Source organism: Ohtaekwangia koreensis, assembly GCF_900167975.1.
Lineage (GTDB): Bacteria > Bacteroidota > Bacteroidia > Cytophagales > Cyclobacteriaceae > Ohtaekwangia > Ohtaekwangia koreensis.
Map to the genome: position 1 here is coordinate 892,975 of NZ_FUZU01000004.1, position 18,079 is coordinate 911,053.

General features: G+C 41.9%; 11 protein-coding genes. 4 read left to right on the forward strand and 7 right to left on the reverse strand.

Translation table 11 applies throughout. The features are described from left to right. Nucleotides 1-73: 73 nt before the first annotated feature. From bglX to B5Y40_RS26890, 5 genes are all read right to left on the reverse strand, one after another. Entirely contained in the window at nt 74-2,326 is a 2,253-nt protein-coding gene (gene bglX / locus B5Y40_RS26870; protein WP_245840826.1) for a beta-glucosidase BglX, read from the reverse strand. A 128-nt stretch (nt 2,327-2,454) separates the two neighbouring features. After that, on the reverse strand, nt 2,455-4,107 hold the full coding sequence (locus B5Y40_RS26875) for a glucoamylase family protein (protein WP_221408992.1): 1,653 nt from the start codon (nt 4,105-4,107) through the stop codon (nt 2,455-2,457). A gap of 77 nt (nt 4,108-4,184) precedes the next feature. After that, on the reverse strand, nt 4,185-5,642 hold the full coding sequence (locus tag B5Y40_RS26880) for a RagB/SusD family nutrient uptake outer membrane protein (protein ID WP_079689937.1): 1,458 nt from the start codon (nt 5,640-5,642) through the stop codon (nt 4,185-4,187). A 14-nt stretch (nt 5,643-5,656) separates the two neighbouring features. Further along, complete coding sequence (locus B5Y40_RS26885; protein WP_143785956.1) at nt 5,657-8,707, reverse strand: SusC/RagA family TonB-linked outer membrane protein; 3,051 nt, start codon at nt 8,705-8,707, stop codon at nt 5,657-5,659. Nucleotides 8,708-9,091: 384 nt separating this feature from the next. Next, a complete protein-coding gene (locus tag B5Y40_RS26890) occupies nt 9,092-9,859 on the reverse strand; it encodes an NADPH-dependent F420 reductase (protein ID WP_079689939.1) in 768 nt (255 codons plus the stop codon). A 171-nt stretch (nt 9,860-10,030) separates the two neighbouring features. On the opposite strand from B5Y40_RS26890, the gene B5Y40_RS26895 reads away from it, so the two are divergent. Then, on the forward strand, nt 10,031-10,378 hold the full coding sequence (locus B5Y40_RS26895; protein WP_079689940.1) for a winged helix-turn-helix transcriptional regulator: 348 nt from the start codon (nt 10,031-10,033) through the stop codon (nt 10,376-10,378). 91 nt (nt 10,379-10,469) lie between these two features. Here B5Y40_RS26895 and B5Y40_RS26900 read toward each other — a convergent pair whose 3' ends face one another. Together B5Y40_RS26900 and rhaT are read right to left on the reverse strand one after the other, a co-directional pair. Further along, the gene (locus tag B5Y40_RS26900) at nt 10,470-12,374 is read right to left on the reverse strand and encodes a 7TM diverse intracellular signaling domain-containing protein (protein WP_245840842.1); all 1,905 of its coding nucleotides are present in this window, start codon (nt 12,372-12,374) and stop codon (nt 10,470-10,472) included. A 310-nt stretch (nt 12,375-12,684) separates the two neighbouring features. Then, nucleotides 12,685-13,746, reverse strand: a complete 1,062-nt coding sequence (gene rhaT / locus B5Y40_RS26905) for an L-rhamnose/proton symporter RhaT (RefSeq protein WP_079689942.1) — start codon at nt 13,744-13,746, stop codon at nt 12,685-12,687. A gap of 137 nt (nt 13,747-13,883) precedes the next feature. On the opposite strand from rhaT, the gene B5Y40_RS26910 reads away from it, so the two are divergent. From B5Y40_RS26910 to B5Y40_RS26920, 3 genes are all read left to right on the forward strand, one after another. Further along, complete coding sequence (locus B5Y40_RS26910; protein WP_245840828.1) at nt 13,884-15,476, forward strand: sulfatase family protein; 1,593 nt, start codon at nt 13,884-13,886, stop codon at nt 15,474-15,476. A gap of 157 nt (nt 15,477-15,633) precedes the next feature. Beyond that, nucleotides 15,634-16,179, forward strand: coding sequence for a gluconate 2-dehydrogenase subunit 3 family protein (locus B5Y40_RS26915; RefSeq protein WP_079689943.1), 546 nt, complete (start codon nt 15,634-15,636; stop codon nt 16,177-16,179). 4 nt (nt 16,180-16,183) lie between these two features. After that, the gene (locus B5Y40_RS26920; RefSeq protein WP_079689944.1) at nt 16,184-17,884 is read left to right on the forward strand and encodes a GMC oxidoreductase; all 1,701 of its coding nucleotides are present in this window, start codon (nt 16,184-16,186) and stop codon (nt 17,882-17,884) included. Nucleotides 17,885-18,079: the final 195 nt, after the last annotated feature.

An 18,079-nucleotide genomic window follows, 5' to 3' on the forward strand; every position in this document is an offset into this window, starting at 1 on the left:
GTCATGACCATAATTTTTTTCTTTATAGACATTTCCGTTGCCGTCATACCATTTTTCTTGGAGCATTTCTTATTTATTGCAATATGAAGATTCCCTTTTTTAAATCCCTCGAATCACCCCCTATATATACTTCAAATTTACCAGGCTCTACACCAAATGACATGTCCTTACGGTAAAAAGATAAATCGTGTTGCGTAAGGGTAAAGGTGATTTCCTTGGATTCACCTGGTTGGAGCATGATCTTTTGAAAGTTCTTCAACTCTTTTACCGGGCGCGTTACACTTCCTACAAGATCGTGTATATATAGCTGCACGACTTCTTCACCTGCACGCTTGCCTGTGTTGGTAACCTTACAGGATACCTTCAACTCATCCTGCTGCGTGATCTGCGGGCTGCTTAGTGAAATGTCTCCATACGTGAATGTAGTATAGCTCAGTCCGTATCCGAATGGATAAAGTGGTTCGTTGGATTCATCCAGGTATTTGGAAGTATATTTATTGTTAGCATCCATGGGTCGACCTGTATTCTTCATGCTATAATATATAGGCACTTGTCCTACCGAACGCGGGAATGTAACGGTGAGCTTGCCGGATGGATTATAATCACCAAACAAAACATCCGCTATAGCATGGCCTGCTTGTGTTCCAAGAAACCACGTCTCAACGATGGCCGGTATATTGTCGTTGATCCAGTTAATGGTAAGTGGCCGTCCGTTAGACAATACGACAACCACCGGTTTTCCCGTCTTCTGAATTTCCTCCACTAACTTTTGCTGCACACCGGGTAAATCCAATGCTGTGCGACTGGCGGCTTCACCGGTCATCAATGCAGCTTCACCAACAGCAAGTACTACTACATCAGCCTGTTTCGCTGTTTGTATCGCTTGTGAGAAATACGTTGTTGTATCATCGTTTATATTACAACCACGCGCATATAGTACCTGCGTAGAAGGAGTGACAGCTGCTTTGATACCTTCCAGTAATGTAACAGCTTTTGTCCAATCACCCGCTGCAGACCAAGAGCCGATCATCTCGCGTCTTGCATCCGCCAGTGGGCCAATTACTGCGATACGTTTTATACTTTTGGACAATGGTAAAACTTGTTTTTCATTCTTGAGCAGCACAATGGATTTACGGGCACCATCTCTGGCTGCATCCAGAAACTCTTTCTTCATAACGGTAGACTTCTCTCGTTCTACGTTGCTATATCTATAGGGATCATCAAACAATCCCAACTCAAACTTCTTTCGCAGGATTCTGCGTACGGCCTCATCGATGAGTCCTTCTTTCAGTTTACCTTCCTTCACTAACTTCTCCAAGGCATCGTTGTAAAATCCTGCCTGCATGTCCATATCAACACCTGCTTCCAATGCAAGCGCTGCGGCTGAAGCAGTGTCCTCAGCTATACCATGTGGCAATAGTTCCATAATAGAAGTATAGTCTGTAACAACAAAACCTGTAAAATTCCACTCCTTGCGAAGTATATCGGTCATCAGGTATTTATTACCCGTAGCGGGTATACCATCCAGTTCATTAAAGGAAGTCATAACGGTTGCAGCACCAGCATCGATAGCAGCTTTGTAAGGAGGAAGATATACTTCCCGCAATACTCTGTCAGACATATCGGTTGTATGATAATCCCGGCCTGCTTGTACTGCACCATACGCAGCGAAATGCTTTACACAGGCAAGAACAGAATTCAACGCTCCTATACCTTCGCCTTGAAATCCCTTCACACGCGCTTCTGCAATTCGTGAACCTAAATATGTATCTTCTCCAGCACCTTCTGCCATACGACCCCACCGTGGATCGCGCGCTATATCACACATAGGAGCAAATGTCCAATGCAATCCTTCGGCTGATGCTTCTTCTGCTGCTATGCGCGCAGATTGCTGCATCACGTTTAAATCCCAACTGCATGATTCTCCTAATGGAATCGGGAAAATTGTACGATGCCCATGAATCACATCGTATCCAAATAACAACGGTATATGTAGCCTTGTCTCCTTTACAGCAATTTCCTGAAGCTTGCGCGTATAGTCTGCACCAAATGCATTGAAGATCGCTCCTACTTTTCCCGCCTTTATATCATCTTTATAGTTCTCGCGTATCGTAGGACCTGTAACATCATAATCGCTGGTGAATAATGTTAGTTGACCTATTTTTTCTTCCAATGTCATTAACGCCAATACCGAGTCTACACGACCATCCACCTGGCTGTTGGCAGACGATGGACTTGTATTACTATTTTTCTGACAGCCGGTAAAGATTGCTACGACTATCACTAACAAATATATTCTGTTCATAGCAGCGTGATATTTCTTCATTCTAAATTCATGTTTATTGGCACCTCAGCAAGCCTCTCAAAAATGAGAGACTTTGCTAAAGTGGGGCTCCTCCTCAAGTATATCCCTGGCTGTGGATGGATGCGGAAAGACCCCCGCGCCTTATGTTATTATTCGTTTTTTGTAAAACCAAGTTTTGTTCTTGCAGCTTGTACTTCAGGAGCAGATTCAAATAAATCCCAGAGCAACTCACTCCTGTGGTTTTCAATCATGACAATGATTGGTCCTTGATCAATGGCCAGGTATGAACTAGCAGTCCAGCCATCGGATATATTAAACGCATCATAAAAGCCATACTCTCCCCACAGACGATCTCCAAGTGTATAATAGAAAAACTTCAATGCCCGCATCGATTCTTCCGGTGTGTATGGAAATGAAGACAGGGCTGCCGTTGGCGTTATAACACCTTTGTCATTTACAGGAGAGTGCGCATCATAACCAGTAGCATTATCACTTGACGTCAAGCCCCAGCATGAATCGCTGTAGCCTATATATTTTCTAGGATTTGCAACACAGTACGAATAATTGATGCGCGATGCATTTACATTTTGTTCCCAATAATTTGCAAACTCATCTGAAAAGTGAGGATCCAATCCGAGATATGAATAATGTACCCAGAACAATGGACTCGGTGTACCCAATGGCAAAACATATCCATAGTATGTATTACCTGTTTTTATAGCACCCTTGCGTCCGTATCCATTCGTATATACAGTCTTTGGTATACTATGTGTTGGTGATGCAGCCGCCAGAAAATAAGTTATCTGTTCTTCAAAATAACCGTACATCGGAAAGTTCATGTCCCAATTATAGGTTGGCGACCAATGCCAGTATAGTACATCTTCATTATTCTTCCGGTACCAATCCCATTCAATATCTTTCCATATAGTATTGATTCGGTTGATCAGGTTGTTACCGGCCGTGTCGGATGGCTGCAGATACTGACGAAATGTAATAAGGCCTTGCACGAGAAATGATGTCTCCACTAAATCGCCACCATTATCCTTTGTACTGAAAGGTATAGCATCTCCGTTGTTACCGTTGATCCAATGAGACCACGCACCATGAAAACGATCGGCTCCTTCGAGGAACGTTACAATTTTGTTGAGGCGTTGAACACCTTCTGAGCGGGTAATAAAATTTCTTTCGATACCAACGATGATCGACATAATTCCAAATCCCGAACCTCCACTAGTCACCGTACTACCGGAAGTATTACGCTCTCGCGCCATGCCACTCACAGGGTCTGCAAAATCCCAGAAGTATTTGAAGGTTTGCTTTTGCACAAGTGTAAGAAGCTCTTCATCTGAAATCTCAGGAAAGTCTGGGGTTTCATCTATAGCGGTATAGAAGGGTTGCTCGCCTGGAGACAGTACACCACCATTACTTCCGATTACACCTGCAGCTATTGTAAGCTGATGTTTTGACAGGTCTCTTAATTTATTAGCAAACGTAACTATGACTTTACTGTTTTCTTCCTGTAAACTTATTGTTGCAGGCACAGTACTATTTGTAACATCTTTCACATATATATTCTGTGACGTAACTGTGGAAGGATTAAGCGGCGAAGAGAACTTGATCTCAATCACAACATTCTCGCACGGAATGTTCATTGTGGCGGTTGCTTCGGTTACTTCATTTCCTGCTATCTTCAAAGATTCTATTTCCAAAGCATCTGGAAAAGTATCCTGTTTATTATCGTCTTCACTGCATGCCAGCAAGAATACAATTATTGCTACTATGCTTACGCTTCGTCTCATCATTCTCAACCGGTGATAACCTAAGAGGCTTCCGGCAAGCCGGAAACCTCTAAACCTAACTAACCTCCAAACTATATATATCAATATCCGTTATTCTGCGGAATCGCGTTATTGGTAATATCAATCATTACCTGCGGAACAGGAAATACATCGTTCTTTCCACTTACAAATCCTTGTGGACCTAAAACCGTTGCAGCCTGACCAGTACGTACGAGATCAAAGAAGCGATCGCCTTCCATGGCAAGTTCAAGTCTGCGTTCGTTCCATATATCCTGAAGTGTTGGTGCTTCTATAGGATCAAGATCAACACGCTCTCTCACAAGATTCAATGATGTTGCAGCACCCCCTATATCTCCCTTCTGAACTTTTGCTTCAGCATCGATCAATAGTATTTCAGCATAGCGTAGTACGCGTATATTTTGTTCAGCACCTTCATTCACGCCACTTACTTGTCTATTACGAGGTACATATGACTTACCATTGTAACGCGGTATATTAACTCCTTCGAGCTCACCGTTTCCAACACCTTCTATTACATCGCCATCTTCCGTAACATCACCTTTATATAGGATAGTCACTTTCTTACGGACTTCGTCACCGGCAGCATCAAACGCAGCGGCTAAATCATCGGAAGGTATATTGAAACCCCACCCAAATCCATTTGTACCGCGGACACCTTGTACTTGAGAATGCTGGCTATTGCTAAGATCAGCGTTACCTGCCACAGCAGATGCCTGGATTTCAAACAACGATTCTTTACCATTTTCAAAAGGTATACGGAATACGTCATAGAAATTTTCCTCCAAACCATAGCGATTGGAGTTGATAATAGCCGATGTCTGTTCGAGTACCTTATCCCATTCGCCCCTATATAAATATACTTTTGCAAGTAAACCACGTGCGGCACCATTCGTTGCACGACCCACGTTAGCAGCATCATAGCTATCCGGAAGTACTGCTATAGCATCTGTCAAGTCCTGGATGATCTGCGCATATACTTCATCTTTTGGAGTACGTACCGTTGAAGCTTCCAGTACATTATCAATTGAAGTCGGCATCGGCACATCACCAAACGCACGCACCAGGTCAAAATAAAATAATGCGCGTGTAAATTTAGCTTCACCCAATAAACGAGTCTTCAGGGTTTCATTCATTTCAATATCAGGAACATTGCTCAATACCTGATTGCTGAGATTTATACCTTCATACCGGCCATTCCAATAATCTGTTATTGTGCCTTGATTGGAAGTAAACGTAAACTTGTCAAAATCATTTATAAAAGATGCATCACCCTGAGAACTGCCTTTAATGGAGTTGTCAGAAGTAATTTCCTGCATGATTACATAGGCAAATGCAACCATTTGCCAAGTACGCATGCGTGCATAAATTGCATTCACGGCAGACACAGCATCTTCCTGAGTCTGGAAGAATTCTTCGGTAGGCTTTACACCCTCCGGGTCTACATCCAAATAATCACTGCATCCAAAGGGTGCCAGCAATGTTAGTATCGCTACTAGAAAGATTATATACTTTTTCATGGTTATACTCTTTACTATAAACTTATGTTAATCCCTAAATTGTAAGTCGCAGCCATTGGATATACATTGTTATCTATACCTTGGCTGGTTATGTTTGTTGTATTTTGTTGGTTTACACCTGGAATAGCGGTTGGTATTTCCGGGGAGAAGCCGTTGTACTTAAAGGCTACCAAAGGGTTGGCCGCATTGGCATATACTCTAAGTTTCGTAATGCCTATACGCGAAGTTGTTGTTGCAGGGAAAGTATATCCAACCTGGATATTCCGAATCTTAAAGAAGTTACCGGACTCCAGGTACCAGGAGTTAGCCTGCTTGTTAGCATCTGCTGAAAGATCAGCGGATGGATAATCATTGGATGTACCTTCACCATGCCAACGATGCTCCAGGAAGTCGCGATCATAATTTTCATTACCGATCTGACGATAACGTTTCGCGTTATAAATTTTATTTCCTCCTTGTGCGTATAGATCGATCGTGATATCAAAACCTTTATAGGCTCCATATAGGTTTACACCATAATTATACTTTGGAATAGCGGACCCCAGGAACACACGATCTTTATCGTTGATCTGTCCATCGTTGTTACTGTCCTGATATTTAAAATCACCGGGTTTGGCATTGGGTTGTATAATTGTGCCATCGGCATCGGTATAATTTTCTATTTCAGCGTCATTCTGGAATATACCGATCACTTTGCGTCCATAGAACTCACCAACGCTTTGTCCAACGACAGTATAGGTAGTAGGTGTTACGTTCACATAACCGCCATATATACCCACCGTACCGGGACGCAAAGCATCTACCTTGTTTGTATTATATGCAAACACACCTCCTATACCATACGTAAAATCACCTACTTTATCCTTCCAATTCAATGCTACCTCAACACCCTTGTTTATAATATCTGCATTGTTATCAAGATAGTCTCTGTTTGAAGTTCCAAACACACCGTTGACCGTTACAGGAAAAATAGCATTGCTCGTTTTTCGATTATAGTAATCTATCTCAAAATTCAACTTGTTATTTAGCACATTACCTTCAACTGCAAAATCTACCTCCTTTGTTGTCTCCCATAATAAATTATCGGGTACTATAAGAGTAACGCTCTCACCTGTTTGTGGAGTTCCTCCAAATACAGGGCTGTAGGTACCACCTGTCGAAGTATAGCTTACAACAGTGTTACCAGGTATACGGTTGTTACCCATTTTACCCCAGCTCGCCCGTAGTTTCAGAAATTGGAAAAAATTCTGATCGTCCATGAACGATTCGTTGGTCAACACCCAACCCAAACCAAGTGAAGGGAAATAGTCATAACGATTATTCTTATCAAACACTGAAGTTCCATCTCTGCGTATCGTAGCGGTCAGAAGATATTTTTCCTGGAATGCATAGGTCAATCTTCCAAAATAGGACAGTGCTTTAATGTTATAGCCTGCATCTGTAGTCGACTGCGAAGCATTTCCCAAATTCAAGTACCATGTATTTTCTCCAAAGTCTTCAACACCTTGGCGTATTCCCGTAAGAGAATAAAAGCGCTGCTGCTGTGCGTTCATACCAGCAAGAAGCGTAAAGTGATGATCAGAGTTTAATGTAAAATCGTAGGTAAGTGTATTGTCCCAATAGTAACTAAAGTAGTTATCGATTTTTCTTGTCAACGTTTTTGTTGTATCACGTTGCGTTGATGAAACAAAATACGGAGGAACATACTTCGTATTTTGGCTATAGCTTCCATCTACTCCGTAAGCAGTTCTAAAAGTTAGCCCTTTGGCAAGGGTTACATCTGCTGACACTGCACCTACTAAACGTATACCTTTTGTCTTATCATTGTTATAGTATTGAGAAGCAGCAGGGTTTGCGAAATCACCAAAGGCTTGAGGACTTGCAAATGTATTTTCATCAATACGAACTGGTATAGCGGGTGGTGCTATATATGCACTCGTGAACAATGATGCAGGAGCGTTAGTTGATTTAAAGTTCGACAGGTTTGCATTCACGCCAATCTTCAAGAACTTTGTTACTGTTGACTCCACTGACGTTCTTAAATTTAAACGTTCGTAATCTGTTTTGCTTGCAAGGCCTTCCTGTTTGAAATAACTGCCGCCCATTGCATATACACTTTTTTCACTTCCACCGGTAACACTCAAGTCATGGTTTTGTATAGAAGCTCCACTTCTTAGAATTTCATCATACCAATCTGTAGAATATGGATAAGCTGCGGGGTCACGTGGAGTAAAACTTGTTCCGTTGCGGCTGGCTGCAATAGCATCTTTTTCATTCAGTAACTGTACATAATCAGAACCTGAAGCCATGTCCACCATGTTGATCGGATTCTGAACGCCAGCATATCCTGAATAAGCAATTTTTGGCTGCTCGTTCTTTCCACGTTTCGTTGTAATGATTACTACACCATTCGATGCACGAATACCATATATAGCAGACGCTGAAGCATCTTTCAGGATGTTCATACTTTCGATATCGTTGCTTCCAAGGAAACTGATGTCATCCACTAATACACCATCAACTACATATAGGGGTTCAACTCGTGAACTAACAGAACCTAATCCGCGAACGCGAATTGTTGGTGCGCTGCCAGGGGTACCGTTGGTTGTTACCTGTACACCAGCAACTTTGCCTTGCAACGCTTCAGCTGCTGTCGATACGGGTATCTTATTAAGATCTTCTGCCCGCACTGAAGCGACAGCACCTGTAACATCTGATTTCTTCTGAACACCATATCCAATTACCACCACTTCAGTCAGCGATGTTATATCAGAACCCATCGTCACATCTATTACCGTTCTATCACCAACCTCTTCCGTGATGGTTGAAAATCCCACGAACGTAAACACCAACGTGTTTTCAGAAGCCGACAACTGTATCGAGTAATTACCCTCGGCATCGGTTGTCGTACCCTTTGTTGTACCCTGAACAACGACATTCACTCCTGGCAAGGTCGTTCCATCTTCTGCGGCTGTTACCTTCCCGGTTATCTGCTTGTCTTGTGCCCAAACTGTTGTCCACAACAAGCTGGGCAACAGCACTGTCAATAGTAGTTTTCTTATCATAAACTTGCGTTTTGTTGGTTGCGCAGAGCCGAATTTTACATTTGTCAAGCTCTTCACAGAACTTTTTTTAAAAAATGAGACCAAATGCAATCGTTGAAGGGATGATTTTCAACGACAATTTTTCCAGATAAAAAACATTGATTTCAAACGATTCCAAAGAATATTTATAGAAGTATCAGACACTTCTTCCAGAAAAAAAACAAACGATTTTAAGATGTGAGATTAAGGGATAGAGAAAATTCAGTTGGACGTTTTATTTCCTCGAACTCCAGATGAGTCCGAGGTCACTACATTTTATTATAAAGCCAACTTCCCCACAAGAGGATTAAAGCATTTAGACTAAAGCCTCACTTTGCTTTTGTTATTGGATACACAACTGGTGTATTACAAACGCCCAAAATTGGTTTTGGGATTTCCAGGAAATAAAGAACGGTTTAACGACACTACTTCTTCATGAGACGGTGGCGTTGTACGTTTCATCAGCGTAACGATTGAAGAATCTCTGATATAAGCTGCATTTTCTTTTACTCCTTCAAAAAGAGCTTGGTTAAGTTCTATTCTATCCAGCTCTGTGCAATAAGCTGGCGTGCCAGGTTGATGTCTCCAGGATGCCGATAAAGTACCTGCATCAACAACATCAAAACCTGTGTCGTTAATTAAGTTGGATATTACCGCTTTCATCTTTCCATCATCTCCGGATATAGCCATTGCTATCCGTCCTTCGGCCCCTTCAGGCTTGCCTCCGTGTTCGAGACTATACGCCAACAGATTATTGAAAGCCTTAATGACGGGACGTCCTATTTGTTCTGAAACCCATACACTTTCAACCTTACCGTTGTTGAGTTCTTCGATCTGTCCATCACGGAATGGATAATAATTAGAGGTATCAACTACGATAACATCTTCCGAAATATTAGCAAACAACTCTTTTGGCAGGCTGGGAATTGCAGCAGTCGGTATAGATATGATAACGACATCAACATCTTTTACTATATCATATAGTGTTGAAGGCAATGCACCTAATTCGTGAGCACGGGTTTTCAGTTTATCAAATTCCTGTGTACTATATATTTTTACAACATGGCCTGCAACAGCCAACTTTTTTGCTATTGTCCCGCCTATCGCCCCAGCACCAATTATTCCTATTTTCATTTTTTAATATTTTAAAGATCAGTCAAGCAATCAAATCCCCTATTCTACCTGGTATCAGAACCAAATCAGAAGCAGGAATAGCATTTAGACGTTGCAAAGTTAACAATTCATACTTTCCTTTGTATAGTACTTTCCCAAAGGAAAGTACTATGGCAAAAAGTGGAAATTAAAATGGCACAAAAGAAAACGTACTGCGATTGTCTTAATACAGTGAAGCCCGTCCGAGATGCTCTTGATGTAATCAATGGAAAATGGAAATTGCCTATTATCATTTCTGTGGGAGTTGGTAATGATCGCTTCACTGACATACAGGAAAGTATACCTGGGATTACTCCTAAAGTGTTGGCCAAGGAGCTTAAAGATTTAGAGCAACACAAATTGATAAAGCGTACTGTGTTGGATGAATATCCGGTTAAAATCTCCTACACGTTAGAGAAGTATGCAAATACTTTAACACCCATTATCTATTCGCTCAAGGATTGGGGAATTAACCACAAAAAGAAAGTAACAGAGCAATAATGCTCTTCCAAAAGTATACCGGAGCTGACTACTATAGAATATGGTTGCACTACCACTATATATAGTAGCCCCGAGTCGAACCGGAATTGCTTCAACCCTCTACTTGCTTCACCACTTTGCGCTGCGATTTCTTCGAAGCTTTGGAGCCTGGCTCCGGCAGAAGGATCACTTCATCCCATCGGGAAGCGTTGGGTTTATGTCCTTTTTTCTCCAATTCAAGTATGCGGTCAGCAACTTTATGCCTAAAGCCCCAGAGGGTATTAACTCGCAATTCCAATTGCTCAGCTAGACTTTCAAGGGTATAATCTTTATGTCCTACAACGGTGAGGTAGGCGATGTAAAAGGCTTTTTCAATCGGAAATTTGATGCTGTGAAAAATAGTATATGCTGTAATCGATTCGTTATAGCCACAACGGGTACATCTCCTTGAAAACTTCTGTGCGCCATCGAAGTACTTTTCGTTCGCGCATTTGCGACAATGAAAATCTTTTGTCCATTTCAAATTTTCCAGAAAGCGATAACACGCTAGCGTATCCGGATATATAGTCTTGAACTGGTTATAGTCCATCGTCTTTTCCATCAGGCGCTCGTTGAGAACTTCCTTGATGCTATTCTTTAATTTCCAGTTGTCAAGATCAAGTATAGAGTTGATCTGGTTGATCTCATACGACTGCCGCTCGAGTTTGGTGTTCGTTTCTTCAAGCTGATGATTCTTTTCATTCAGCTCCAGCGTTCGTTCCTGTACTTTCTGTTCGAGTTCGCGATTTACTTTATCCTTCAACCGCATGTTCACTTCATGCTGGTGAATGATTCTGCGCAAGGCACGATCGCGCATATCTTTGAGAATCCGGATCCTGTCTCCCAGGGCGAACGTCAGGAACAACATCTCCAAAACAAAACTGAAGTGCAGGCTATAATGCAAAGGTGTTGTAAACGGAAGGGCATTGAAATATACCAGCGACCGTATAAAGAAACCCATAAATAAAATTCCGTAGGCAATTACAAAAAAGCGTGCTGGTCTATATCCTTGCCGCCACACTTTTATACCAGTATAAAAAATCAACGACAACGGAATGATCTCAACGTTTCTATAGGTCAGCAGCTGTGGCAGGAAAAATAGTTCAACGATAAACCATATCGATCGCGCTACAATCATCCATCGTATCGCGAGATCAAGAACGGGTACATTTGCCTTCGTGCTTAAGAATCTCCGCGTGAAGATGAGGCCCCAGATGATTACCAGGTACAACGTTATCCCTACTGCATAATTATTCCATTCCGGATGATTGGGCCACAGGTATTGAAAACCGATACCGTCATAACTCATCGCATAGGCCGCTACACTCAGTATATAAATGATATAATATATATTCTTGATCTCGCGGATAGCCAGGTATACCAGGAAATTATAGAGGCTGATGATGAGGATCATCCCGTAGAAGGTACCGAACAAGAAGTACTCATTCAACGCATAGTATACAAAGCGGTCAACCGAACGGAAGGCTATACGGATGTCTGCAAACTCGTGCGAGCGTACATTGAAGTAATAGTACATCGCAGTATCAGACTTGATATCGAGGATAATTTCGAAATTCTTGTGACGAAGCGTCCGTTGTGCAAAAGGCTGTTCATCGCCCATCAATACATTCCGGTAGGAACCATTCTCCTGCGGAACATACGCCTCTATATGATCGATCGTTTGATCGTAAAATTCCAGAAGCCATACTTTACTACTCTCTGCTTTGTGGCGAATCGGCAACCGAATCCAATACGAAGCATTTGTTTTAAAGTCTTTATTCTGATAGTCAGAATGCTTTTGAAACCGGTTAGAAAAACTATTGGAAGAGATCTGATAAAAGGAAAGTGAGTTGGTAGTATCCAGGTAATACTCCAATTCATACGGCATGAAATTCCGTTCTATATAACTATCGTCTACCTCAAAAAAATCCTGTCCCTGAGCAGTGCAACAAAATAAAAGCAACCACACGGCTAACATGTACTTCACGTTGCAGGCGGTTGAATATGGTTGTCCAGGTTTATACATGCGTTGGAGTTAACACAAATCCTGATGATTACGTTTATGAAAGCAACAAATTGTGCTCTGGCAAATTTATTTATCGGACTTCTCTCCAGAGAAGCCGGCAGTATCTGCCACTGAAATATCGGAAGAATTTTCGGATCGACAGGACGAATTCTTTAAACGGCATGCAGCCGCACTACGTCATGAACGAAATACTATACCAGTCGCTTCTTTTAAGCGACCAACAAATGGCTATAGCCTACAGAAATTAGAAATACATTAGATGCTATATATCTTCGATCGAGTTACCATACCCTACAATAATAACGGAGAGTATAATTATAAAGATACCCATCAGGATGGTGGAATATGTTTTCTTGCTAACACCTTTCCATTCTTTCAATAATATTCCCCACATACTGGAGACAAGAATGATAAAAGCCATGTGCAGGATCCAGGAGCTGGCCCCATTGCCCAATTTACTTTCCCCCATCCCATAGAAGAAAAATTGCAGAAACCACGTTGTACCGGCAAGCGCCGCAAATATATAGTTGTTCAAAAGTGGAGTTCTGTTATTGGTGTAGTCACCAAATGTTTTGTTTTGAAAATTAAGCAGTATACACCAGATGAAGTTTGTTGTAAGCCCTCCCCACAGTAACACCACAAAAATTACGTTGTTCTGAAAAAGCGGATTGCTGCCATTCGCTACAGCTGCCACTGCCATCGGTTTTCCGGCTTCTATACCAAAGTTAAAACACGCGCTCAACACACCGGATATTATAGCCACTACTAAACCTTTGGAGAGATTGAATTCCTGAATACTGTTTTTCTTTTGCTCGTCTGTGAGTTCTTTCTCTTTTAGAATACCTGCACGCCCGCATACAAATATTCCCGTAAGACAAACTACAACACCTGCCAACACAACTTGTCCACCTGTACTGCTAAGCATCGCTGAAAAGGTATGCTCGGTGCTGTTGGTAAAAAGATCGCGATATATAGGGGGCACCAGCGAACCGAACGCAGATGTCAAGCCGAGTATAACAGACATCCCTAATGATAAACCAAGATAGCGCATACCCAAGCCGAACGTTAATCCGCCAACACCCCAGAGCAATCCCATAACGAATGTCCAGAATATAATGGAAGCATCTGTAGTCCTGATGATCTGCATAAAACCAGGCACCGTTAAATAAGCCGCCAGCAGTGGAATAAAGAGCCACGAAAATAAACCACCTACAATCCAGTAGCTTTCCCACGACCATCCCTTTACTTTTTTATACGGGATATAAAAACTACCCGAAGCGAATCCACCTATAAAGTGATAAATGATACCTGCGATTACCTGCATAACTAGATTGTATTTTACCGAAAGATTCAATTCTGCTAATGGAAACTGTCCTGAACTATCCTGCCGATCACATCGAAACTTAACATTCAGGTTTGAAAAAGTATTTTCGTTAGTATTTTTATTTAAATGAAAAGCTCATGACCTACATGGTGAATATACGGAATAGTAATGCCTTTACATCAAAAGGTATTCTTATGCTTTGGTGTACTATATTTCTGTTAAACAGTGCATGTGAAGAAAAGAAATCTGCTTCTGCTGATTCGATTACCGTTAAGAAAATAGACCATGTTAAACCACGGAATGTAATTTTTATTTTGTCGGATGATCATCGTCATGATTTCATGGGGTTCACCGGCAAGGTACCGGGACTACAAACTCCTAACCTTGATAAACTTGCACGCGAGGGTGCGCATTGTGTTAACGCGTTTGTGAGTACTTCACTTTGTTCACCAAGCCGTGCTTCCATTCTTACAGGTCAATATGCGCATACACATACTATTGTTGACAACCAGGCTCCGATGCCGAAAGGATTAAAAATGTTTCCGCAGTATTTACAACAGGTGGGCTACCAGACGGGATTCTTTGGCAAGTGGCACATGGGCAACCAGGGTGATGAACCTCAAAAGGGATTTGATCATTGGGTAAGTTTTAAAGGACAAGGTTTATACTATAATCCTGTGTTGAATATAAATGGAAAAGAAGTCGCCTATGAAGACAGTACCTATATAACCGACTTGCTGACTGACCATGCGCTCGAGTGGCTCAAGGAGAGAGAACAGGACAAGCCATTCTTTTTATACTTGTCCAATAAAGCGGTGCATGCCGAGTTTATGCCTGCGAAGCGTCATAAGGGAAAGTATAAAGATCAGAAGATTGATTATCCGAAGTCTATGTTCCTTACGGTTACAGATACCAGCAAGAGTTTTGATCTCAGTAAAAAACAACTCACACCCGAAAAACCTATACAAGCAAACCTGCGGGATATACCGGAGTGGGTTCGAAGACAACGGTATAGCTGGCATGGTGTAGACTATATGTATGATGGTCAGATAACCTTTGAAGATTTCTATCGACAATACCTGGAAGTACTCACGGGAGTTGATGAAAATATAGGCCGGCTGCTTGCCTATTTAAAAGAAGCAGGTCTTGACCAATCTACTTTGATAATATATATGGGCGATAATGGTTTTTCATTTGGTGAACATGGGCTGATCGATAAGCGACACATGTATGAAGAATCCATGCGTGTTCCGTTACTGGTAAGATGCCCCGAAATGATTGACGCCAACACGAAGATCAAGTCGTTGATTCAAAACATCGACATCGCTCCTACTATCCTGGAGTTTGCAGGTATACAAAAGCCGGAGCAGATGCAGGGAATGTCATTTGTGCCACTGCTACAGCAAAAGGAAATTGCGTGGCGCGATAAAGTATTCTATGAGTATTATTGGGAAGATGCGTTTCCGCAGACACCTACTATTTTTGGAGTTCGCACCGATCGCTACAAATATATTTTCAATCATGGCGTTTGGGGAATCAACGAATTGTATGATCTCGAAAATGATCCGTTGGAAGTAAACAACTTGATTCGCAATCCGGAATACGATTCACTGGCGAAAAATTTAAAAAATGAAATGTGGACATGGCTGGAGGAAACGAAAGGGGAACAAATTCCACTGAAGCGAATCCATGGCAAGAAGAACGACCATCTGTATCGCGGTACGAATTGAATAAATCGAGAAAGCCTATAACGACACTTCTAAGCGTTCACTACCAGTAAAAAACAGGCGATACCTTGCCTGTAAAATCGATTACAGAAGTGATTAGTTTTATCAATTAGTTTTATCTTTCGGATTACAACTACCGCACCTAACCGCATACTAAATTATGAACAGACGTCTGGTTTTAAAACAGCTTGCTATGGCTACTGCGGGCGCCATGCTCTTACCCGCCTGTGGCGTGGATCCTAAAAAAGTATCCATTGCACTTAACAATCTAAAAGTTTCCGGTGATGAAGAAGATCTGATCGCTGAGATTGCCGATACCATTATTCCTGCAACGGATACGCCAGGCGCCAAAGCCGTAGGTGCTCATCTGTTTACATTGGTAATGGTAGATGATTGCATGGAAAAGTCAGAGCAGGAAAAATATCTGAAAGGCCTGCGATCATTTAATGATTCAACGAAAAAGATTACCGGTAAATCATTCATCAAGGCATCGCCTGAAGAGCGATTGGAAATCTTGACAGCGCTCGAAAAAGATAGAGATAATCTACCGGAAGAAACCAAAGTTTTTTATTCCCGCACAAGACAATATATAGTACAGGGATATACCTCTTCACAACATTTCCTGACGGACGTAAAACCTTATCAATTAATTCCTGGTCCGAATTACAAAGGATGTATACCTGTAACAGAACAAAAACCTGCATAACCAAATGGCTAACCTTAATATTGATAATATAAAAGAACGCACCTACGATGCGATCGTGATCGGTTCCGGAATTAGTGGTGGCTGGTCTGCAAAAGAATTGACTGAGCGCGGATTAAAAACACTGGTACTGGAGCGTGGACGTGATGTAAAACACAACGTTGATTATCCTACCACGAACATGATGCCGTGGGAGTTTAAACACCGTGGCCAGATTCCACAAGAGATACAAAAAGAAAATCCGGTTGTTAGTCGTTGTTATGCTTTCCGTGAAGATGCTCAGCATTTCTTTGTAAAAGATAAAGAACATCCCTATGTACAAGAGAAACCTTTTGACTGGATCCGCGGATACCAGGTTGGTGGTAAGTCTTTGTTATGGGCACGTCAGACACAACGCTGGAGTGAATTTGATTTTGAAGGTCCGGCTCGCGATGGCTTCGCAGTAGACTGGCCGATCCGGTATAAAGATCTTGCACCATGGTATAGCCACGTCGAAAAGTTTGCAGGTATATCTGGAAACAAAGATGGCCTAGCAGAATTACCGGATGGTGAGTTTCTTCCTCCTATAGAACTTACGTGTGTTGAAAAACATTTTAAAGAGCAGGTAGCGCAGCACTATAAGAATCGCCACGTGATCATTGCGCGTTGCGCGCACATCACCGAGCAGCAGCCTATCCATGCGGAACAAGGACGCGCGCAGTGTCAGCACCGTACGTTGTGTCAGCGCGGTTGTCCATTCGGAGGATACTTTAGCAGTAACGCATCAACACTGCCATGGGCAGCACGCACGGGTAAACTTACACTTCGTCCCAATTCTGTTGTACACTCTATCATCTATGATGAAACAAAAGGTAAAGCAACCGGTGTACAAGTTATTGATGCGCTCACAAAAGAAGCTGTTGAGTACTATGCACCGATCATTTTTGTGAATGCTGCTGCTATAAATACCAATCTGATTCTGTTAAACTCGAAGTCTAATCGTTTTCAAAACGGATTGGGAAATGACAACGGGTTGCTGGGTAAATATGTAGCGTTCCATAATTATAGAGCAAGGATCTCGGGTGAGTATGATGGCTTTCTGGATTCAACAACAAAAGGCCGCAGACCAACCAGTGGATATATACCGAGATTCCGGAATGTATATAAACAGGAAACTGATTTCCTTCGTGGGTATGCCGCAGGCTTCGATGGAGGACGTTACAATGAGACAAGCCACGATGGACTTGGTGCTTCATTAAAAGAAAAACTTGCAGAGACTAATTTAGGTCCTTGGCGAGTAGGCTCTCACATGATGGGTGAAACAATTCCGAAAGAAAGTAATTATGTTGCGCTTGATCCAACCTTAAAAGATGAGTGGGGAATGCCGCAGCTGAAAATCTCTATCGACTATGATAACAACGATGAGAAAATGATCGCTGACTTTTTCGAGCAGCTAACGGAAATGTATACCAAGGCAGGGTTCAAGAATATACAGACCCACGATTCCAAGCAGGCTCCCGGACTTGATATTCACGAGATGGGTGGTGTACGCATGGGACGTGATCCAAAAACATCTTTACTGAACGAATGGAACCAGCTTCATGCTTGTAAAAATGTTTTCGTAACCGATGGTGCCTGCATGACTTCAACGTCTACACAGAATCCTTCGCTTACCTATATGGCCTTATCTGCGCGTGCTGTAGATTACGCAGTGAAAAATTTGAAATAGTTAATTACTATACGCTCCATAAAAAAATCACCTGACTCATAATCGGGGGATTTTTTTTGATATCTGGTTCATGTTATTAACAGGAATATTCCTTCTGTATAGAAGTATCCCTTGAATGTCCAGTTTTTGACGAAAACTGGACAGATACCCATTTCTTGTCCAGTTTTTACAATGCTGAAAGCCAAATGTTCAATA

Excerpts from the sequence above, each read along its gene's own strand:
- B5Y40_RS26910 (WP_245840828.1), top strand. The coding sequence starts at position 13,884 with ATGACCTACATGGTGAATATACGGAATAGTAATGCCTTTACATCAAAA.
- B5Y40_RS26880 (WP_079689937.1), bottom strand. The coding sequence starts at position 5,642 with ATGAAAAAGTATATAATCTTTCTAGTAGCGATACTAACATTGCTGGCA.
- B5Y40_RS26875 (WP_221408992.1), bottom strand. The coding sequence starts at position 4,107 with ATGATGAGACGAAGCGTAAGCATAGTAGCAATAATTGTATTCTTGCTG.
- B5Y40_RS26915 (WP_079689943.1), top strand. The coding sequence starts at position 15,634 with ATGAACAGACGTCTGGTTTTAAAACAGCTTGCTATGGCTACTGCGGGC.
- B5Y40_RS26895 (WP_079689940.1), top strand. The coding sequence starts at position 10,031 with ATGGCACAAAAGAAAACGTACTGCGATTGTCTTAATACAGTGAAGCCC.
- B5Y40_RS26900 (WP_245840842.1), bottom strand. The coding sequence starts at position 12,374 with ATGTTAGCCGTGTGGTTGCTTTTATTTTGTTGCACTGCTCAGGGACAG.
- B5Y40_RS26890 (WP_079689939.1), bottom strand. The coding sequence starts at position 9,859 with ATGAAAATAGGAATAATTGGTGCTGGGGCGATAGGCGGGACAATAGCA.
- bglX (WP_245840826.1), bottom strand. The coding sequence starts at position 2,326 with ATGAAGAAATATCACGCTGCTATGAACAGAATATATTTGTTAGTGATA.
- rhaT (WP_079689942.1), bottom strand. The coding sequence starts at position 13,746 with ATGCAGGTAATCGCAGGTATCATTTATCACTTTATAGGTGGATTCGCT.
- B5Y40_RS26920 (WP_079689944.1), top strand. The coding sequence starts at position 16,184 with ATGGCTAACCTTAATATTGATAATATAAAAGAACGCACCTACGATGCG.
- B5Y40_RS26885 (WP_143785956.1), bottom strand. The coding sequence starts at position 8,707 with ATGATAAGAAAACTACTATTGACAGTGCTGTTGCCCAGCTTGTTGTGG.